The sequence below is a fragment of the Glutamicibacter sp. St.4D3 genome, assembly GCF_059728615.1.
On the sequence record NZ_AP039380.1, the window covers coordinates 1128695 to 1148153 of the forward strand.

Here is a 19459-nt window from a genome sequence, read left to right on the forward strand (position 1 = left end):
GGGATGGCCAGTGTTACGGGCCGATGTTACATTCGCCGCAGTGCTTTTGGTGCCCGGCCCGTAGACTTGGAAGGGTGACTGAAGTATTCCGAACCCCACTGCCAGGCTCCTCCGTAGCCGGCCCCGCAACCGACCCAGACCTGGACCTTTGGCGCAACCTGCCGATCGCCCAGCAGCCGACCTGGAGCGAGCACGCGGACTATAGCGCCTCGATTGCCGAGCTGGGTTCGCGACCACCATTGGTCTTCGCCGGCGAGGTCGACATCCTGCGTGCCCGCCTGGCCGCCGCCGCCCAGGGCAAGGCGTTCCTGCTCCAGGGCGGGGACTGCGCCGAAACCTTCGACGGGGCCACGGCCGATAAGATCTCGGCCCGGGTGCGCACCATCTTGCAGATGGCCGTCGTGCTCACCTACGGCTCGTCGATGCCGGTCATCAAGATGGGCCGCATGGCCGGGCAGTTCGCCAAGCCGCGCTCCTCGAACGATGAAACCCGCGACGGGGTGACGCTGCCGGCTTTCCGCGGGGAGATCGTCAACGGGTTTGACTTCACCCCCGAATCCCGCGCCCACGACCCCAAGCGCATGGTCACCGCGTACAACACCTCCGCGGCGACGCTGAACCTGATCCGCGCGTTCACCCAGGGCGGGTTCGCGGACCTGCGCAGCGTGCACTCCTGGAACCAGGGGTTCATGGCCAACCCGGCGCACTCCGCCTACGAGCAGCTGGCCGGGGAGATCGATTCGGCGATCCGCTTCATGGACGCCTGCGGTGCGGACTTCGAGGCGCTCAAGCGCACCGAGTTCTTCGCCTCCCACGAGGCCCTGCTGCTGGACTACGAGCGGGCGCTGACCCGCACCGACTCGCGTACTGGCCTGCCGTACGACACCAGCGGGCACTTCCTGTGGATCGGGGAGCGCACCCGCCAGCTGGACCACGCCCACGTGGACTTCCTCTCCCGGGTGCGCAACCCGATCGGCGTGAAGCTGGGGCCGAACACCTCGGTGGAGGACACCCTGGCGCTGATCGAGAAGCTGGACCCGACCCGCGAGCCGGGCCGGTTGACGTTCATCACCCGGATGGGGGCGAAGAACATCCGCGAGAAGCTGCCGAACCTGGTGGAGAAGGTCACCGACTCCGGCGCCCAGGTGCTGTGGGTGACCGACCCGATGCACGGGAACACCGTGACCAGCCAGAACGGGTACAAGACCCGCAACTTCGACGACGTGATGGACGAGGTGCGCGGCTTCTTCGAGGTGCACGACGAACTGGGCACCTTCCCCGGCGGCCTGCACGTGGAGATGACCGGCGACGACGTCGCCGAATGCCTCGGCGGCGCGGACCCGATCCGCGAGGAGGACTTCGACAACCTCTACGAGTCGGTCTGCGACCCGCGGCTGAACCACCGCCAGTCCCTGGAGATGGCGTTCCTGGTCTCCGCGGCGCTGAAGAAGCGCGGACGCCGCCGCTAGGCGATCACCCCGTGTGCCCTCCCGGCCCACCGGGTTAAGCCAGAACATCCCCGAGCACCGCTCGGGGATGTTCTGCGTTAAGCCGGATCCACCGAAACAAGGAGAACGGATCGTCCGGAACCGGTTCGGGCCGGACGGAACCGAACCGGGCCAGGTGGAAGCGATCCGAACCGGACGGGAAGCCGGCCGGTTAGAACACGTACAGCGTGATCGTTGCGCCGCGCTCGGCCTGTTGGTTCAGCGGCGTCTGCAGGCGCACCGTGCTGGAGTGCCCGCCGAGCATGTCACGGGTCTCGACCTGGAACCCGGCCTGCTCCAGGGCGGACACCGCCTGCTCCACCTCCTGGCCGATCACCGAGGGGATCTGCACGTACTCCGGGCCCTGGGAAAGCTGTACGCTGATGCTGCCCCCGGCCGGAACCGTGCCCTCGGCCGGGTCCTGGACGGCCACCTGGCCGCGCGGGACGTCGCTGGAATACACCGGCTCGCCGACCTGCAGGCTCAGGCCCAGTTCCTCAACGGCCCCCCGGGCGGCCTGCTCATCCAGCCCCACCAGGGAGGGCACGTTCACCGGCGCCGGGCCGGCGGAAACCACCAGGGAGGTCGCGGTCTTGCGGGTCAGCTGCTCCCCGGCGGCCGGCTTGCTGGAGATCACCTGCCCCTCGTCCACGCTCTGTGAGTACTCCTGGCCCACGCTCGGGGCCGACAGCTGCATCTGCTGCAGCCGCTGGCGGGCGGCGGAGGTGTCCATCCCGGTCACATCGGGCATCTGGAACAGTTCCGGGCCCCGGGAGATCACCAGCTCCACCCCCTGGAAGCGCATGATGTTCTCACCCTCGGCGGGGTTCGAGTCGATCACCCGCCCGGGGGCGACCTCGTCGTCATAGGCGTTGTTCACCCGCACCGGCACCCCGGCGGATTCCAGGCGCTGCACCGCCTGGGCCTGCACCAGGCCGCTGAGCGAGGGGATGTTCACCACGCTGCCCGGCCCGCGCCCGAAGAACCACGCCCCGGCCGCGACCAGGGCCACCACGGCCAGCAGCAGCACCGAGACCAGCACCTTCTGCGCCGGGCTCCTGGGCTTGCCCAGCCGGTGGGTGGGCACCTGCGCCTGCCTGCGCCACTGGCGCTGCGCCCGCTTCAGCTCCCGCTTTGAGGGCGGCTCGTCGGCGGACTCCTCCGCCATGGCGGTGGCCCCGGAACGTTCCTCGCGGGGCATGGCCATGGTGGCCGGGGCGTGGTGCTGCCCGGAACGCTCGTGGGCGACGGTCGCCGGCTCGCTGGCCTGCCGGTAGGCGGTGGTGTGCGCTTCGCGCGGATCCCCGCCCGCGTCCGCAGCGGCATCCTCGGTACCGGTCCGCTGCTCCCGGTCCCCGGCCGCCTGCGGCTCGCTCCCGTGGGCCTCGGTGGCCGGCGTGTCGGCGCCCAGCGCCTGGGTCGGCTGGCCCGCGGCATCGAGCACCGTGGTCGGATCCTGCGCGGCCTGCGGCTCATCGTGCCCGTCCTGCCCGGCGCCGGCTGCGGCTGCGGCGGCGTTGGGCCGCACCCACCACGGGTCGCGCTGCGCCTCGCGTTCGCGCTGCCAATGATCCAGGCGCTGCTGCACGGTGGTGGGGTGCTGCACCGCCTCCGGGATGAGATCACCGATCCCGCCGTAGGTGTCCGCTCCCAGATCCAGCTGCTCGTCGCTGAGCGTGGTGCCGATCTGGATCACCTCGTCAAGCAGGAACCCGGCGTCCTGTGGCCGGTTCTCCGGGTCCTTCTCGGTGCAGAAGCGCACCAGCTCGTCCAGGTCCTGGGCCAGGCCCGGCACACGGGTGGAGGGCAGCGGGGTTTCGGATTCCAGGTGGTGGCGCATCAGCGCCGGCACGGTCGCATCCGGGTAGGGCAGCTGGCCGGTGAGCATCTGGAAGATCATCACGCCCACCGCATAGATGTCACTGCGCGAATCCGCCGGCTGGCCGGAGACCAGCTCCGGTGAGGCGTACTGCAGGGTTGCCAGCAGCGTGCTGGACTGGGTGTGCGCGGTGGCGACCCGGGCCAGGCCGAAGTCGGTGATCTTCACTTCGCCGTTGTCGGCCATCAGCACGTTGCCCGGCTTCATGTCCCGGTGCACGATGCCTTCGCGGTGCGCGGCGGCCAGCCCGCGGCAGATGCTCTCCAGCACGTTCAGCGTCTGGCGCGGGGTCAACCGCCCGCGCCGGCTGATCAGCTCGTGCAGGTTCTGGCCGCGCACGAACTCCATCACCAGGTAGACCAGGCTGCCCGAGGCGTTGTGGTCGCGGGTGGAGACCACGTTCGGGTGGTTGATGTTCGCCGCGATCACCGCCTCGGAGGCAAAACGCTCCCGCACCTGGGGATCACGCGCGTAGTTGTCGTTCAGGATCTTCACGGCCACCGGACGGTGCAGCCGCCCGTCAACGGCGCGGTAGATCCGCGACATGCCGCCGTACCCGATCAGCTCATCGAGCCGGTAGCGGTCATCGAGCAGCTGGCCGGTCAAATGGTCGTGCAATGGCGCGCTCATGGTCTGCCCGCACGCGCGATCATCGGGCGGGTACCGGTGCTGTGCGTCACGGGCGGCTCCTTTCATACGTTGGCACTAGGTTCAATCTACCTAGCGCAGCTGGGAATTTAGCTAGTTAACCACCCGGTGACGGCATCGATATGGCAACAATTGCCCGCTGCGCGCAACTGCCGGTTAACGAGCCGATCCGCCAGAACCGGTGCGGTTCTGGCGGATCGGGTGAAGGCTTGCGCGGGCGATGACCCAGGCACCGCCCCAGCGGCAGGTGCCTAGGAGGCGCGGCGGGCCCGGGCGGCGCGGCGCTTGAGGGCCCGACGCTCGTCCTCACTCATGCCGCCCCACACGCCGGCATCCTGGCCGGACTCGATGGCCCACTGCAGGCAGGTTTCCACGACTTCGCAACGGCGGCAGACGCTCTTGGCCTCTTCGATCTGCAACAAAGCCGGTCCTGTGTTCCCCACGGGGAAGAACAGCTCCGGGTCCTTGTCCAGACACGCCGCGCGGCTACGCCAATCCATGCTTATTGATGCTCCTTGAAATTGCCGGGAGGTCCATCCGGGTTCCACGTCCGCAGGGATCGGCTGGCAATGCTGCAACGGCCGGGGGAGTGGAACTCGTGTCGCTGTGTGCGAGACGAACCGAAATCTTCATAGTGTCCGGCAAGCACTGACTTCCGGAACCAACTTCATAAGGTTTTCATGTTACAGGTAAGTAAACAAGGGTCGTTTTAGGGAAATCAGCGGTAAACCCTGAGTGCTTAGTCACAAACCGCACTACGAATCATTGCGTACCGCAGCGGCCCGAATTTGACAATGGGTTCCTGAATCACATTTCGGTCCAAGCAGCGCTGTTTGGCCAGATCCCGCGCGGAAACGATAGATTTAAACCCGTGAGCAACAACGAACTTTCCGGTGCCCGTCCCGCCAGCGTGAAGACCGTGGCGGCACTGGTGCTGCTCGAAGCGGTGGCCGTGCTGGCCTATGGCATCAACTACCTGATGCACATCAACGACCCGGGCGTGCTGAACATGTCCGGGCGAATCTTCATGGTGGTCCTCTGCCTGGCCGCCGGCGTCTGGCAGGGTTGGGTGGCTTTCAGCTTCTTCAAGGGCCGGGCCTGGACCCGGGCTGCGATCGTGGCCTGGCAGCTGTTCCAGGTGATCCTGGCGACCACCTATTTCCAGACCGAGCTGATTGGCGCGGCCGTGGCCGCGTTCTTCGTGGCCGCCATCGCCCTGGTGCTGCTCTTCGCCCCGCAGACCACCGCGTTCCTCGGCGACCGCAAGACCCACTAGCCGCCCACCCCGCCACCGTCACCTCAAGATGATTGCGGCCGGTGTGGCGGCGTCGCGCCTCGACGAGTGGGCGTTTCAGGGGTGGGGGATCAGCACCTGCCGCGGCTGGCCGGCAATGCTGCATACCGCCCGCCACGATCCATCGGTTCGCTCCGCTTCCGCGGCCGCCAGCGGGCCCCAGGCCAGCGGCTGCAGGTCCAGGGGATGGCGCGGCTCAATCACCACCACCTCGCGTTCATCGATCTGCAGTCCGGGCAGCCCGAATTCGTAGGCCAGCCGCATCGAGGGGGCGTAGAACACCACCGGCGCGCAGCCCTGCTGTGCCAGCTCGTTGATCAGACCCAGCTGCCCGGGCCCGACCGCAGTTTCCAGCAGGAAGCCGGCCCGGCGGGGGCCCGGGTCTGCGGCGGGTGGCGGCGGGTGCTCCCCGTCCGCTGCGGTTTTCCGGTGCAGCGTCATTGCCCAGCGCGAGCACAGGACTTCGGCGACAGTGCGGCGCAACCCGGGGTCCGCAACCAGCACGAAGCCGATCCGCTGCGGGAAGAAGGTGACCGGCTCACCCAGCAGCCCGCCGACCCCCAGCGGATACCCCCGCGGATATTCCCGCGGATAGTCGCGCGCCGGCGCGGCGTTGACCGCACCAGATGATTGCAGCGTGGTGAAGCGCGGCCGGTTAGGCGGCGGTGCGGCGATCTGCGTCAGCTGGATGGTGCGGGTGCCGCCAGCGGCGTCCACCGCCACCCCGCGCCCCTCCAGCGCGGAGACGACCGGCAGCTTCGGCCACATCATCTGCAGCGACTGCGGGGCGCCCAGCGGGAAATACCACCGGGCGGCGCACAGCTGCGCGCACTTGAGCGCCGAGGTGTCCCGATCGCCGATGAGCACCACGTTCGCCCCGCTGCCCGCGGCCTGGCGAATCACCGTGCCCAACACGTCGTCAAGGCGGGCGAAGAGGGCCGGGGGCAGGGCGGCGGCCAGCGCGCCCATGTTGCGCACCACCACCAGCACGTCATCCAGTGCGCGGCCCGCGGCCAAAAAATCCAGGGCGTCGGCCACGCGATAGGCGTCCTGGCCGGTGAACAGCAGCAGGTGCGGTGCGTGCCCGGGCGGGGACGGGGCGGCCGCGGCCCGGATTTCGGGCAGCGGGGCAGCATCAAAGTACAGGATCCGCCGCGGAATCCGGGCCAGCTGCCCGGCCAGGTAGGCGGTGCCGGATTCGGGCAGCCCGTGCACCAGCAGGGCACCTGCCGCGGCCGTGGCGGGTAGCAGCGGACCCCACGTCCCCGCGGCGAGCTCATCCACCCAGCCGCACGCGCTCTGCCCGGGTTCCAGGGCGGCCGGTGCCATCCCAGGCGGCAGCGCTGGCGCACCGAGCCCGGTCGGCAGCGACGGGGCAAAGGGGCTGGGCACCGGGGCGCTGTCCGCCCAGCGTGTGGCCAGCGCGGTGACGTGGGCATCCAGCAATCCCATCGCCTCCGCCGCCGTGGGCGCCCGCCCGAAGGGCTTGGGGGAGGTGACGCCAAAACCCCGGCGGTGCCGTTCGACGAGCATCCCGTACGGCGCGGTCGGGGCGGCCAGCGCAAAGCGCAGCACCCGGCGCCCGATGGTGGGCGAGGTGAGCACCGCCTGGCCCGGCAGCGTGAAGTGGGCGGCCTGCGGGGTGCCGACCAGGTCGCTGGATTCGGCCGGATCCCTGACCCGCAGGGCGATCACCGTGTTGATGTTTGCCCGGGTCTGCCCGCTGAGGGTGCCGCCGGGTTTTTGCGTGGACAGCAGCAGGTGGATGCCCAGCGCCCGGCCCACCGTGGCGATCCGGTCGATGCGCTGCGCGGCGCCGGGCGCATCGTCCAGGAACACCCGGAACTCGTCGACGATGACCAGCAGCCGCGGCAGCGGCGGATCCTGGTGGCCGCGGTGTTGGCGGTAATGGGCGATGTCGCTGCATCCGTGCGCGTGCAGCAGCCGCTCGCGCCGCCCGATCTCCAGCTCCAGCTGCTGCAGCATCCGCAAGGCACCGGCCGTGTCCAGGTCGCTGGCGAACAGCTGGGTGTGGGCCAGCGCGGCGAAGACGGACAGGCTGGCCCCGCCCTTGAAATCCACCAGCGCCAGCGCCAGGTCCCCCGGAGCGTACCGGGCGCTCAGCTCGGTGATCATCCGGCGCAGCGCCTCGGACTTGCCCGACCCGGTGGTCCCGGCCAGCAGCAGGTGCGGCCCGTCGCGCAGCACGTCCAGCTGCACGGCGGCGCCCTGGTCATCCACGCCCAGCGTGCAGGTCAGGGTCTCCGCCGCGCCAGTGGTCTCCGCCGGGCCAGCGGCGTGCGCCGGGGCCCGATGAGGCCCGGGCAGCAGGGGTTGGGTTGCCCGGTGCTGCAGCAGCAGCGATTCGACCAGCCGGGCGAAATGTTCGGGCGCCAGCCGGTGCAGACTGTCCAAGCGTGCCTGTGGATCATCCAGCTGGCACGCCAGGGTGTGCACGTCGATCCACTGCACGTTCTCGCTCACCGGCCCCGGCCCCAGACCCAGCACCAGGGCGCCGGGCACCGCAGCGGCGGCTCCGGCGAGCACGTAGACCGGCGGATTCCGGCCCACCTCACCGCCTCGGGTAATCCCGGCACCGGTATTGGCCGGGGGCAACGGCCCGGCCAACGGCAGCGCTTGCGCCCCATGGCCCGGCGGCACCCCGAGGCGCACGCCGGGCAACAGCAGCAGCGTGCTGGGCAAATCCGGCAGGTGCGGATCGAGCACCAGCTGCCGGGTCCCGCACACCACCGAGGGCAGCAGCTGGGCGAGCAGCGCCAGCAATACCGGCACCGCCTGCGCGGGGCGGCTCGCCCGCAGCTGCCAGGCCCCGGTGGGACGCAGCGCGAACACCGGGCTGGCGGAGGCCAGGCTGCCGCGCCGGCCGGGCTCAAGGAACCGGTGCTCACCCGTGCTCCCGGCACCCCCACCCGGTGCCCCGCCCGGGGCGCCGGCCCCCGGATCCCACACCCCGTCGCCGAAGAGCAGCGGTGGTGGGCTGGTGGCGCCCAGCCACCGGTATTCGGGGCCGGCCCCGGCCGCAATCACGGCCCCCAGGGGCGGAGCCAGCTGGCGGCGCAGCCGCAGCAGGTCGGAGGTGTGCTGCCGGGCCTGGCCGATCCACCGCCGACGCTGGCGCAGCAGCCCCAGGGCGGGAATCAGTCCGAACCCGGCCGACACCCCGGAGATGAGCAGGAAGATTTTCGAGCCGGTCGCCGCCAGCAGCACCAGCCCGATCGCCAGCGGCACCAGTGCGGCGCCCAGCAGCGTCAGCAGCCGGCCCAGCTCCGGCCGGCCCGGCAGCACCGGCACCGTCCGCGGCCAGTCCAGCCCCGCGGCGGGCAGCTGCGCCAGCGGGTCATCAACCCGCAGCTCGGTGCCGCCCAGGCGCAGCCGCATCCCGCGGCGCAGCTGGATCCGGCGCACGGGGTGAAACGCGCCGTGCTCGAACACCTCCAGCCGCGCCCCGTTCTCAGCGTGCAGCATGATGCGCTGGGCATCGACCTGCACGCTGGCGTGGCGGCGTGAGACGGCCGGGTCATCGAGCCACAGCGGGGCGCAGCGCCCCACCTGATGCCGCCCGGGGCGCAGCACCAGCCGGGCCCCGGCGTTCGGCCCCTGCGGCACGTAGAGCTGCAACCCGCCGCCGGCCCGGCGCCCGGGATCCGCCAACGCATCACCGCCGGGCAGGTCGCTGAGCAGCAGCCGGGCATCGCGCGGCAGCGGTCCGAGCTCCTCCAGCGCCCGCGCCCCGCAGTACCAGCGCGGCACATCGAACTGGGTGTCCAGCACCTCCTGCACCCCCGCCCCGTCCAGGGCGCCCTCCGCCTGCAGCATGAACTGCCGCGGCCGGGCGAACGCCGCGGCGCACAACAACAGCTCCACCGGCCCACCGCCTTCCCCTAGTTCCCCTCGTCTTTCACCGCCGGGCGTGCCGCCGGCACGCCCATCAACCCACGCGCTGAGCTGTGCGCTTGGCGCGGCGCGCGCGAATGTGGACAGCGCGGGGCACCACGGGTTTGTCCACACTCTTTGGCGCACCCCTTGAAAGCCGTGCGCGGCGCCGATAGCATGCGTGATCAATGGATCACAGGTGGGGCTGTGCTGGGGCTGGCCGACACCTTGCTGCGTTGGCTGCAGCCCGGCATCGGTGCCAGGCGGCCGACGGTACCCCGGCCACGGGAGGCGCAAGAGTACCGTTGGGCGAAAGGACCCGGCCGTGGAAGCCCTGTCAGTCGTTGAGGACGAGGTCCGTGAGCTGGTGCGCCGCCAGGGCCTGGACCCGGCCACCGAGCCGCACCGCATCCGCGCCCTGATCGATGAGGTGGTGCGGGATTACGATGAGCGGGCCCTGCTCGGGGCGGTGCCGCAGCTGGGGGAGCTGGAGGCGGCCAAGCGCAGCGTTTTTGACAATGTGGCCGGGTTCGGCCCGCTGCAGCCGCTGCTGGATGACCCCGGCATCGAGGAAATCTGGGTCAACGCCCCGCACCAGGTGTTCTGCGCCCGCGGCGGGCGCAGCGAGCTGACCGGGATCCGGCTGGACGCCGGGCAGATCGCCGCACTGGTCGAACGGATGCTCAAGGCCTCCGGGCGGCGCCTGGACCTGTCGCAGCCGTTCGTCGACTGCCAGCTGCCGGACGGGTCGCGGCTGCACGTGGTGATCCCGGACATCACCCGGGAGCACTGGGCGGTGAACATCCGCAAGTTCATCGCCCGCGCCGCGCGGCTCGATGACCTGGTCGAACTGGGTTCACTGAGTGAAGACGCGGCGTTCTACCTTTCCTGCGCGATCGGGGCGGGCATGAACGTGATCGTCACCGGCCCCACCCAGGCCGGGAAGACCACCATGCTCAACTGCCTCTCCTCGGCGATCGGCCCGCGCGAGCGGGTCATCACCATTGAGGAGATCTTCGAACTGAACTTCGCGCTGCGTGATCAGGTGGCGATGCAGACCCGCCTTGCGAACCTGGAGGGCACCGGGGAGATCACGATGCGCCGACTGGTCAAGGAGGCGCTGCGCATGCGCCCCGAGCGCATCATCGTCGGGGAGGTGCGCGAGGCCGAGGCGCTGGATCTGCTGATCGCGCTGAACTCGGGCATCGCGGGCCTGTGCACCCTGCATGCCAATTCGGCGCGCGACGCGATCATCAAAATGTGCACGCTGCCGCTGCTGGCCGGGCCGAACATCACCAGCGACTTCGTGGTGAAAACCGTGGCGACCTGCGTGGACGTGGTGGTGCACTGCACCCGCGACGGGCAGGGCCAGCGCTTCGTGGAGGAGATCCTGGCGGTGCCCGGGCGGGTGGAGGACGGGCAGATCGAAACCTCCACGCTCTTTGAGCGCACCTCGGGCCAGCTGCGCGCGGCCGCCGGGGCGGACTGGGCGCACCAGAAGTTCCAGATCGCCGGGGTCAACATGGCCGAACTGATGGGGGAGCGGCTATGAGCCTGCTGCTGGGGGCGCTGCTGGGCGTGGGCGCGGCGCTGATTCTCGACTGGCTGCTCTACGAGCCGTGGGTGCGCCGGCGCAAACCGCGTGCCCGCATCCAGGGCGCGCTGCTGCAGGCCGGGATCGCCACCGTGCGCCCCTCCCGCTTCGTGCTCGTGTGCCTGTGCACCGGGTTCTGTGCCGGGCTGCTGATCCTGGCACTGACCGGCTCCTTCCTGTTCGGCGCGCTCTTTGGCGGGTTCGGGCTGCTGGCCCGGTGGGTGTACCTGCGCTACCAGGCGGCCAAACGGCGCGCGGCGCTGCGGGAGCAGTGGCCGGAGGTCGTCGATCACCTGCGCTCGGCGGTGCGGGCCGGGCTTTCGCTGCCCGAGTCGCTCAGCCAGCTGGCCGAGGTCGGCCCCGAGACGCTGCGCCCGGCCTTCCGCGACTTCGCCCTGGACTACCGGGCCACCGCCAGGTTCTCCACCGCGCTGGAGCACCTGGGCGAACGCCTGGCCGACCCGGTGGCCGACAAGATCCTGACCACCCTGAGCATCACCCGGGAGGTCGGCGGCACCGAACTGGGCCAGACCCTGGGCACGCTGGCCGCGTTCCTGCGCGACGATGTCAAGACCCGCGGCGAGCTGGCGGCCCGCCAGTCCTGGATCATCTCCGCGGCCCGGCTGGCGGCCGCCGCCCCGTGGGTGGTGCTGCTGGTGCTGGGCACCCAGCCGGCGGCGATCGCCGCGTACTCCACCCCGGCCGGGGTGGCGGTACTCGGCTGCGGCCTGGCCGTCTCCTTCATCTGCTACCGCATCATGCTGCGTTTGGGCACGCTGCCGGTGGAGGAACGGGTACTGATATGAGTATCTCGGTGGCGAACCTGGCCGTGCCGGGCCCCTGGGGGAGCAGCGGCGCGGTGCTGAGCATCGCGGCGGTGAACTCGCCGCTGCCCTGGGCGATCCTGCTTGGGGCGCTGCTGGGCGCCGGGCTGTGGGTGTTCGTCTGCGCGCTGCCCTACTTCCGCGCCCCCACCCTGGCCGAACGCATCGCACCCCACCTGCGGGTGGGCATGCGCTCCTCGCGCATGCTGCAGGACGCCTGGCGTTCCGAGGGCCAACGCAGCACCCTGGGCCAACTGGCCGCACCGCTGATGAACCAGATCCGCCGCCTGGCGATGCTGCACAGCCCCGGCTCGGACACGGTGCGCCGGCGGCTGGCCGCCGCGGGGCTGACAATGAGCGTTTTGGACTACCGCACCCAGGAGCTGAGCTGCGCCATCCTGGGGCTGCTCACCGGCACCACGCTGGCCGCCCTGCTCGCCTTCGGGCGGGGCACCGGTCCGGCCCTGGCGCTGATCGTGGTGCTGGGCGGCGGACTGCTGGGCTTCATGGCGCGCGGCTGGTGGCTGGGCGAACAGGTGCAGCAACGCTCGCGCAAGATCCTGACCCAATTCCCCACGGTCGCCGACATCCTGGCGCTGACCGTCGGCGCCGGGGAATCGACCACCGGGGCGCTGGAGCGGATCTCGCGGATCTGCCGCGGCGCCATCGGCGAGGAATTCACCACCACCATCCACGACATCCGCTCCGGCACGCCGATGACCCAGGCCATGGAGAACATGTCCGACCGCATCCAGATCGGGGCGATGACCCGGTTCGTCGACGCCATCGTGGTGGCCACCGAACGCGGCACGCCCCTGGCCCAGGTGCTGCGCGACCAGGCCCAGGACGTGCGCGACGCCTCGAAGCGGGAACTGATGGAACTGGCCGGAAAACGGGAGGTGGCCATGCTGGCGCCGATCGTCTTCGGCGTGCTGCCGCTGACCGTGATCTTCGCGGTCTTCCCCGGACTATCGCTATTGGAGATGAGCTATTGAACCGACGCTGCCACCTCCGCCCACGTCATCGGCCCGCCGGGCCCACCCGCCCGCCGCGCTGCCGACGACCCGCCGCACCACCTGCCAACCCACAGACCCGCTCCGACGGTAAGGAACACGAAAATGAAAACCCTCGAACACCACCTGAACACCCTGGTGCTGATGACACTTGACCTGCTGCGCCGGCTGGGCGAACGCCTCGGCCCGAAGCTGCGTGAGGAACGCGGCGACGTGCCCGGTTGGGTGATGATCACCCTCATGTCCGCCTTGCTGGTCGCGGCCCTGCTCGCCGTGGCCGGGCCGCGGCTGCAGGAACTCTTCAACCAGGCCATCGACCGGGTCTCCGGGATGGGGTAGGCGCGGCAGCCTCATGTCCACCCACCACAATCCGGCCCGGGCCCGCCCAGCGAGTTCGGCCACCTCCCAGCGCGGCTCGGCGGTGGCCGAATTCGTCATGGTCGCGACCCTGCTGATCGTGGTGGGACTGAGCATCGTGCAACTGGCCCTGGCGCTGCACGTGCGCAACACCCTGATCGACGCGGCCACCAACGGGGCCCGCTACGGGGCGCTGGCCAACCGCAGCGTCGAGGACGGGCGCCAGCGCACGGCGATGCTCATCAGCCAGAGCCTGAACCCCGGTTTCGCCCAGGACATCAGCGCCTCCACCAGCATGGTCGGGGACCACGAGCTGGTGGAGATCACGGTGCGCACCCGGGTGCCGCTGATCGGGCTGCTGCCCAACGGCTGGCAACTGGAAGTCAGCGGCCAGGCGGTGCGCTATGGCTAGGGCGCTCGCCGAGCCGGCCTGCCGCCGCCCGTATAGCCGCCGTGGCCTGTATAGCCGCCGCGCAGCCCGACCGGTTGCGCGGCGGCGGATAGCGCTTCCAGCCCCGCTGGCCGATGACCGGGGCAGTTCCATCGTCGAATTCATCTTCACCAGCACGCTGGTGCTGATCCCAATGATCTACCTGGTGCTGGCCGCCGGGCAGATTCAGGCGGCCAGCTACGCCGCGGTGGGCTCCGCCGACCACGCGGCCAAGGTCTTCGCCGCCAGTACCGAGGTCTCCGCGGCCGAGGCGTACGCCCACGACGTGGTGGGCCGCACGCTGCGCGACTTCGGGATCCCGGCGCAACAGGCCCAGACGACGATCAGCTGCAGCCCGGCCTGCCTGGAACCTGGCAGCACGGTCAGCGTCAGCGTCACGGTGCGTGTTCCGCTGCCGCTGCTGCCCGAGGGCTTCACCGCCTCGGTGCTGACGGTCGACTCGGCCGCGACCCAGCGAGTTGACCGCTTTGGGTAGCCGCGGCCCCTCCCTATCGGCCACCCCCGCCCGACGGCCCGGGACGGTGCGGGCACTGGCCCGTCGCCTGGGCGCCGAGGATTCGGGCCAAAGCCTGGTGCTGGTCATCGGGCTGGTGGCGATCACGCTGTTGACCATCAGCATCGTGCTCGCGGCCAGCGCCGTGAACCTCAAGGCCCGCCAGCTGCTGGCCGCCGCGGACGGGGCGGTCATTGCCGCGGTCGACGAGTTCGAGCTCGTCGGTGAGGGCCCCAAACCGGAGATCCGGCTCAACGAGCAGCAGGTGTCCCAGGCGGTGCGCCGCTACCTGGCCGATACCCAGGCCCACGGCCGCTTCGACGACCTGGGGGTGGGCGGGGTCGGCATCCTGCCCGACGGGCAGGGGGCCACCGTGCAGCTGACCGCCCGGGTGACCCCGCCGATCGTCGGCTGGCTGGTGCCGGCCGGGATCCCCATCCACGTGGACGCCACCGCCCGCACCGTGCTCAGCCGCTGAAAACCGGTGCGTTGGCGCAGGCGCCGAACGACTCCGGCGCCGGGCGTGATGACGTAGGCTAGTTAAATCATGGCTAAAACAGACTTTTCTGCTGAACTGCGCGCGCTTCGTTCCACTTTCCGGTCCATCGAGGCGGTCAGCGACGTCGAGCAAATCAAGGCGGACATCGCCCAGCTGTCTGAGGAAGCCGGCGCCCCGGACCTGTGGGACGACCCGGCCGTGGCGCAGAAGGTCACCTCCCGGCTCTCGCACCGCCAGTCCGAGCTGGAGCGGCTGCAGAAACTGCACACCCGGATCGATGACCTGGAGGTGCTGGTGGAGTTGGCCGAAATGGAGGACGACGCGGACACCCTGCAGGAGGCGGACCGGGAGCTGGAGGCGATCCGCGCCTCCCTGGCCGAACTGGAAGTGGTCACGCTGCTCAACGGCGAATTCGACTCCCGCGGCGCGGTCATCACCATCCGCGCCGGCGCCGGCGGCGTGGACGCGGCGGATTTCGCCGAGATGCTGCTGCGCATGTACACCCGCTGGGCGGAGAAGCGCGGCTACAGTGCGCGCATCATGGACACCTCCTACGCCGAAGAGGCCGGGCTGAAGTCCGCGACCTTTGAAATCGACGAGCCCTACGCCTTTGGCACCCTCTCGGTCGAGGCCGGCACCCACCGCCTGGTGCGCATTTCCCCGTTCGACAACCAGGGCCGGCGCCAGACCTCCTTCGCCGCGGTGGAAGTGGTGCCGCTGATCGAGTCCACCGACAGCATCGAGATCCCCGAATCCGAGATCAAGGTCGATGTCTTCCGTTCCTCGGGTCCGGGCGGGCAGAGCGTGAACACCACCGACTCCGCGGTGCGCATGACCCACCTGCCCACCGGCATCGTCGTGTCGATGCAGAACGAGAAGTCGCAGATCCAAAACCGTGCCGCCGCATTGCGCGTGCTGCAGTCCCGGCTGCTGCTGCTGAAGAAGGAGCAGGAGGACGCGAAGAAGAAGGAACTGGCGGGCGACGTGAAGGCGTCCTGGGGCGATCAGATGCGCTCCTACGTGCTCAACCCCTACCAGATGGTCAAGGACCTGCGCACCGAGCACGAGGTGGGCAACACCCAGGCCGTGCTCGACGGCGAGATCGACGACTTCATCGACGCCGGAATCCGCTGGCGCGCCGGTCAGCGCCACTCGGCGAACTAGCGGCGGGTACCCGCCGCACCAACCCGGCACGCTCCCGCCGCACGCGGCAGCGGCGGGCCCGACCCCCGCAGGCAGCGCCTGCGGGGGTATATTTATGCGTTCGCCCGTTCGCCGTGGGCGGCGGCACGTTGGGATTCGGGGTCCGATCCACTGCGCCCGAACAACGCCTGGACCCGATCCGCGCCACGGGTGGAAAGACGCGAACCACGGCGGCCCGGGTTGGTGGGATGGCCAGGAATTCGGTGTTGGATGGCGCGCCGGGGGAAGGGCCGGGCCTGGATTTTTTCCCGAAAATTCGGGCGTTTGTCACTCGCTGCACGGCTGCCGCCCCAACCATCGGCCGTGGCTGCGGCAGGCGGCGAACTCCTGCCCACCGGTTCCGGACCCCGCCGGTCACCCCGCCGGTGATCGTGCGGTCAGCGGCCCGTCGACGCACTGGCCGGCACGTGCGCGGGGTAGGCCCAGGAGACGCACACCACGATCCGAAGTCGCATATATTCGCGATCATGCTAAGATCTATCAGCAGAGATGGATGTCACCATCGGATTACGGGGAAGTAACAACGATCGGGAATCAGGATCGTTCCCCATGCCGCAGTGCCCTGGCCACCAGGTCCGCACCCGGCACAGCACTGCACACCGCTGCCGCCTTGCACATCGACAAGGTCTTGCCGCATGGCAAACGGCACCGGAAGACGACCAGGGCCCGGAGCACACCGGGACCGCGAGCCGGCAGAAGCCCGGCGGCGCGAGTCGTATCGCCACCTAAGCGCGACTGAACCAGCCAAGGGGCACCCCTGTCACGGGTACCCCTGGCCTTCCCATACCCGGGATGAACGCAACGAATGAGCACCGAACGAAAACTGGCAGAGGGGAAGTGGTTGATGGGCCCAGGGCTTGTGCGCGTCAGCTAGGACTATTTCCCGCGGCAAACGCCCCGCGGGACCAGACGTGCAGGACCATGTGCCGGCATTGTGAGGTCTTACGGCCGGCACCGTTTCTCATCATCGTCTATTGAGGAGGTGGCGCATGGATCATCCCGAAATGGTGCAGTTCAGCGCCGTTGTTGTTGTATTGCTCCTGCTGTTCTTCTACGGCGGGACGTTCTTGATTTCCACCCGAATCGGGAAAAAAGAAGAAAACGCCGACGGCTACATGACCGCCGGCAACAAGATCGGATTCGGAATTTCCGCGGCCAGCATGACCGCGACCTGGATTTGGGCGTCGTCGATGTATGCCTCGGCGACCTCGGGCTACACCTACGGAATCTCCGGCCCCATCCACTACGGCTTGTGGGGCGCGTTGATGATTCTGTTCATCTACCCCTTCGGCAAGCGGATTCGCAAGGTCGCGCCGCGGGCCCACACCCTGGCCGAGGTCATGTATGCCCGCCACGGCCGCTCCAGCCAGCTGATGCTGGCCGGTTCCAACGTCGTCGGCTCGCTGATCAGCCTGATGTCGAACTTCATCGCTGGCGGCGTGCTGATTTCGATGCTCTCGCCGTTCAACTTCATCCAGGGCGTGCTGTGCGTGGCCGCCGGGGTGCTGCTGTACACGCTGTGGTCCGGTTTCCGGGCCTCGGTGCTCACCGACTTCGTACAGGTCATGGCGATGCTCGGGGCGGTGGCGGTGCTGGTGCCGTTCATCTTCTTCGCCGCGGACTTCCCGGCGGCCTTTGAAACCGGTGCGGCGAACCTGAGCGCCGAGCAGTCCAACTTCTTCTCCTCCGAGGCGTTCCTGAACCAGGGCGCGCCGTACATTGCCGCGGTGCTGGCCTACGCGATCGGCAACCAGACCATCGCCCAGCGACTCTTCGCGGTGCGTGAGGACCTGATCAAGCCCACTTTCATCACCGCCACCATCGGCTATGGTGCGATGGTCATCGGCGTGGGCATGCTCGGTGTGCTGGCCCTGTACCTGGGCTTCGAACCCACCGGCGGGGACATGAACAACCTGATCCCGGAAATGGCAGCGAGTTACCTGCCCGGCGTGCTGCTGGCGGTGTTCTTCATCATGATCATCGGCGCGCTCTCCTCGACCGCCGACTCGGATCTGGCCGCGCTGTCCTCGATCATGATGGCCGACGTGTACGGCCAGAACGTGGCCGGCAAGGCGAAGGCCAACCCGAAGACCATGCTGCTGGTGGGGCGGATCACGATGGTTGCCGCCACCGCGCTGGCGGTCATCTTCGCCAGCCTGCAGCTGAACATCCTGGACCTGCTGGTCTTCGTCGGCGCACTGTGGGGCGCCCTGGTGTTCCCGGTGCTGGCCAGTTTCTACTGGGGCAAGGTCACCAACAAGGCGTTCACCACCGCGGTGCTGGTCGCCCTGGCCGTGTTCATCCCGGTGCGCTTCGAACTCATCCCGATCAACGGGTTCACCGGGCTGCTGGTGGAACTGCTTGCGGTGCTGGGCATCGGGGTGGTGCTGGGGCTGATGTGCTTCGGCTTCTTCGGGATCCGGGCCGCAAAAATCGTCGGCATCGCCTCCGCGGTGGTGGCCGCGCCGTTCTGCTTCGGCTTCCTGCGCGACTACACCACCCTCAGCGCCTCGCTGGTGGCCTACTCGGTGAGCACCATCGTGTGCTACCTGATGTCCTTCCGCTCCAAGATGGACTTCGACTTCTCGCTCATCGCCGAACGCACCGGCGACTTCGATGCGGAGGCGGAGATGGCGGCCGAGGCCAAGAAGGCGCGGCTGGCGCACAGCGCCAAGGGGGCCGCCCCGGCGGCCTCCCCATCCGCCGCGGGTGAGACCGCAACCACGAACACGAAGGAGAACTAGATGGGTACCCTCGCACTATCCCTGTACGTGCTGGTCTGGCCGGTGATCGTGGGCGCGGTGATGTTCTTCATCGCCCGCGGGTTCATCGCCGAATGGCTGGAGGCGCGCCGCAACGGCGAAGACCTGATTTAGCCGTCCGCCGCGGCCCGGCGCAGTACAGCCGCCCCCGGTTTCGCCTCTAGGGCGAGGCCGGGGGTTTCTTTCTGCCCGGGGCAGTCATACGATGAGCCTAAGCAGTCAGCCCAAGTGATCCGGGCCACAGCGTGTCCGGGCCGCCAGCCGAGGAGCTCTGAGACCATGCTCGACAAGAGCCTTGCCAATCCGGAAGTCGCCGTGGCCGATGTGCGCAACGGCGCCTCCATCGCCGTGGGCGGCTTCGGGCTGTCCGGCAACCCCACCGAACTGATCAACGCGGTGCTGGATTCAGGGGTCGAGGACCTGCACGTGGTCTCCAACAACTGCGGCGTGGACGGGCAGGGGCTGGGCGTGCTGCTCGCGGCCCACCGCATCCGCAAGATCACCGCCAGCTATGTGGGGGAGAACAAGGAGTTTGAACGCCAGTTCCTCAGCGGGGAGCTGGAGGTGGAACTCACCCCGCAGGGCACACTGGCCGAGAAGCTGCGGGCCGGAGGCGCGGGCATCCCGGCGTTCTTCACCCGCACCGGGGTCGGGACCCTGGTGGCCGACGGCGGGCTGCCCCAGCGCTACGACGCGCACGGCGCGGTGCTCAAGGCCAGCCAGCCTAAGGAAGTGCGCACCATCGACTTTGCCGGACGCGAGGAGCAGTACGTGCTGGAACCCTCCATCGTCACCGACTTTGCCCTGGTGCACGCCGCGCTGGGGGACACCCACGGCAACCTGATCTTCAACAAGGCCGCCCAGCAGTTCTCCGTGCCGGCGGCGATGGCCGGGCGGATCTGCGTGGCCCAGGTCGAACGGCTCGTGCAGCCCGGTGAACTGGACCCGGCCCAGGTGCACCTGCCCGGCGTGTTCGTCCACCGCATCGTGGAGGTCGGCGAGCAGCACCTGAAGCCCATCGAGCGGCGCACCACCCGCGCCAAGTGAAAGGTCGTGGTGAA

The 19459-nt window shown here is 69.4% G+C and carries 16 protein-coding genes; 13 read left to right on the top strand and 3 right to left on the bottom strand.

Annotated elements, in window-relative coordinates:
- Nucleotides 1–74: 74 nt before the first annotated feature.
- Nucleotides 75–1469, top strand: a complete 1395-nt coding sequence (locus AC6I21_RS05190; RefSeq protein WP_138172924.1) for a class II 3-deoxy-7-phosphoheptulonate synthase — start codon at nt 75–77, stop codon at nt 1467–1469.
- 190 nt (nt 1470–1659) lie between these two features.
- On the opposite strand, the gene AC6I21_RS05195 is transcribed toward AC6I21_RS05190, so the two are convergent.
- Both AC6I21_RS05195 and AC6I21_RS05200 read right to left on the bottom strand, forming a co-directional pair.
- Nucleotides 1660–3996 (bottom strand): Stk1 family PASTA domain-containing Ser/Thr kinase, encoded by a 2337-nt coding sequence (locus AC6I21_RS05195; RefSeq protein WP_171021071.1) that lies wholly within the window; start codon nt 3994–3996, stop codon nt 1660–1662.
- 269 nt (nt 3997–4265) lie between these two features.
- Entirely contained in the window at nt 4266–4514 is a 249-nt protein-coding gene (locus AC6I21_RS05200; protein WP_138172928.1) for a WhiB family transcriptional regulator, read from the bottom strand.
- 371 nt (nt 4515–4885) lie between these two features.
- On the opposite strand from AC6I21_RS05200, the gene AC6I21_RS05205 reads away from it, so the two are divergent.
- Nucleotides 4886–5290, top strand: a complete 405-nt coding sequence (locus tag AC6I21_RS05205; protein ID WP_138172930.1) for a hypothetical protein — start codon at nt 4886–4888, stop codon at nt 5288–5290.
- A 75-nt stretch (nt 5291–5365) separates the two neighbouring features.
- On the opposite strand, the gene AC6I21_RS05210 is transcribed toward AC6I21_RS05205, so the two are convergent.
- Nucleotides 5366–9193 (bottom strand): FtsK/SpoIIIE domain-containing protein, encoded by a 3828-nt coding sequence (locus tag AC6I21_RS05210; protein WP_497763147.1) that lies wholly within the window; start codon nt 9191–9193, stop codon nt 5366–5368.
- A 334-nt stretch (nt 9194–9527) separates the two neighbouring features.
- Here AC6I21_RS05210 and AC6I21_RS05215 point away from each other — a divergent pair, with 334 nt between their 5' ends.
- From AC6I21_RS05215 to AC6I21_RS05265, 11 genes are all read left to right on the top strand, one after another.
- Nucleotides 9528–10754: a TadA family conjugal transfer-associated ATPase gene (locus AC6I21_RS05215; protein WP_446755074.1), complete on the top strand. Its 1227-nt coding sequence runs from the start codon at nt 9528–9530 to the stop codon at nt 10752–10754.
- The gene (locus tag AC6I21_RS05220) at nt 10751–11602 is read left to right on the top strand and encodes a type II secretion system F family protein (RefSeq protein WP_497763148.1); all 852 of its coding nucleotides are present in this window, start codon (nt 10751–10753) and stop codon (nt 11600–11602) included. Before AC6I21_RS05215 ends, AC6I21_RS05220 begins: the two co-directional genes overlap by 4 nt.
- Nucleotides 11599–12615 (top strand): type II secretion system F family protein, encoded by a 1017-nt coding sequence (locus AC6I21_RS05225; protein ID WP_497763149.1) that lies wholly within the window; start codon nt 11599–11601, stop codon nt 12613–12615. The genes AC6I21_RS05220 and AC6I21_RS05225 overlap by 4 nt, the downstream gene beginning before the upstream one ends.
- Before the next feature lie 162 nt (nt 12616–12777).
- The gene (locus AC6I21_RS05230; RefSeq protein ID WP_138173078.1) at nt 12778–12972 is read left to right on the top strand and encodes a hypothetical protein; all 195 of its coding nucleotides are present in this window, start codon (nt 12778–12780) and stop codon (nt 12970–12972) included.
- Nucleotides 12973–12985: 13 nt separating this feature from the next.
- A complete protein-coding gene (locus tag AC6I21_RS05235) occupies nt 12986–13402 on the top strand; it encodes a TadE family protein (RefSeq protein WP_343834099.1) in 417 nt (138 codons plus the stop codon).
- Nucleotides 13395–13916: a hypothetical protein gene (locus tag AC6I21_RS05240; protein ID WP_497763150.1), complete on the top strand. Its 522-nt coding sequence runs from the start codon at nt 13395–13397 to the stop codon at nt 13914–13916. Before AC6I21_RS05235 ends, AC6I21_RS05240 begins: the two co-directional genes overlap by 8 nt.
- Nucleotides 13909–14412: a hypothetical protein gene (locus AC6I21_RS05245; RefSeq protein ID WP_497763151.1), complete on the top strand. Its 504-nt coding sequence runs from the start codon at nt 13909–13911 to the stop codon at nt 14410–14412. Before AC6I21_RS05240 ends, AC6I21_RS05245 begins: the two co-directional genes overlap by 8 nt.
- 69 nt (nt 14413–14481) lie before the next feature.
- A complete protein-coding gene (gene prfB / locus AC6I21_RS05250) occupies nt 14482–15597 on the top strand; it encodes a peptide chain release factor 2 (protein WP_138172944.1) in 1116 nt (371 codons plus the stop codon).
- 1028 nt (nt 15598–16625) lie between these two features.
- Nucleotides 16626–18380 carry a sodium:solute symporter family protein gene (locus tag AC6I21_RS05255; protein ID WP_346922571.1) on the top strand — a complete coding sequence of 585 codons (1755 nt, stop codon included), beginning with the start codon at nt 16626–16628 and terminating at the stop codon, nt 18378–18380.
- Nucleotides 18381–18512 carry a putative transporter small subunit gene (locus AC6I21_RS05260; protein ID WP_212743845.1) on the top strand — a complete coding sequence of 44 codons (132 nt, stop codon included), beginning with the start codon at nt 18381–18383 and terminating at the stop codon, nt 18510–18512.
- 165 nt (nt 18513–18677) lie between these two features.
- Nucleotides 18678–19445: a CoA transferase subunit A gene (locus tag AC6I21_RS05265; RefSeq protein WP_343834091.1), complete on the top strand. Its 768-nt coding sequence runs from the start codon at nt 18678–18680 to the stop codon at nt 19443–19445.
- Nucleotides 19446–19459: the final 14 nt, after the last annotated feature.

Excerpts from the sequence above, each read along its gene's own strand:
- AC6I21_RS05195 (WP_171021071.1), bottom strand. The coding sequence starts at position 3,996 with ATGAGCGCGCCATTGCACGACCATTTGACCGGCCAGCTGCTCGATGAC.
- AC6I21_RS05200 (WP_138172928.1), bottom strand. The coding sequence starts at position 4,514 with ATGGATTGGCGTAGCCGCGCGGCGTGTCTGGACAAGGACCCGGAGCTG.
- AC6I21_RS05220 (WP_497763148.1), top strand. The coding sequence starts at position 10,751 with ATGAGCCTGCTGCTGGGGGCGCTGCTGGGCGTGGGCGCGGCGCTGATT.
- AC6I21_RS05225 (WP_497763149.1), top strand. The coding sequence starts at position 11,599 with ATGAGTATCTCGGTGGCGAACCTGGCCGTGCCGGGCCCCTGGGGGAGC.
- AC6I21_RS05230 (WP_138173078.1), top strand. The coding sequence starts at position 12,778 with ATGACACTTGACCTGCTGCGCCGGCTGGGCGAACGCCTCGGCCCGAAG.
- AC6I21_RS05235 (WP_343834099.1), top strand. The coding sequence starts at position 12,986 with ATGTCCACCCACCACAATCCGGCCCGGGCCCGCCCAGCGAGTTCGGCC.
- AC6I21_RS05240 (WP_497763150.1), top strand. The coding sequence starts at position 13,395 with ATGGCTAGGGCGCTCGCCGAGCCGGCCTGCCGCCGCCCGTATAGCCGC.
- prfB (WP_138172944.1), top strand. The coding sequence starts at position 14,482 with ATGGCTAAAACAGACTTTTCTGCTGAACTGCGCGCGCTTCGTTCCACT.
- AC6I21_RS05255 (WP_346922571.1), top strand. The coding sequence starts at position 16,626 with ATGGATCATCCCGAAATGGTGCAGTTCAGCGCCGTTGTTGTTGTATTG.
- AC6I21_RS05260 (WP_212743845.1), top strand. The coding sequence starts at position 18,381 with ATGGGTACCCTCGCACTATCCCTGTACGTGCTGGTCTGGCCGGTGATC.
- AC6I21_RS05265 (WP_343834091.1), top strand. The coding sequence starts at position 18,678 with ATGCTCGACAAGAGCCTTGCCAATCCGGAAGTCGCCGTGGCCGATGTG.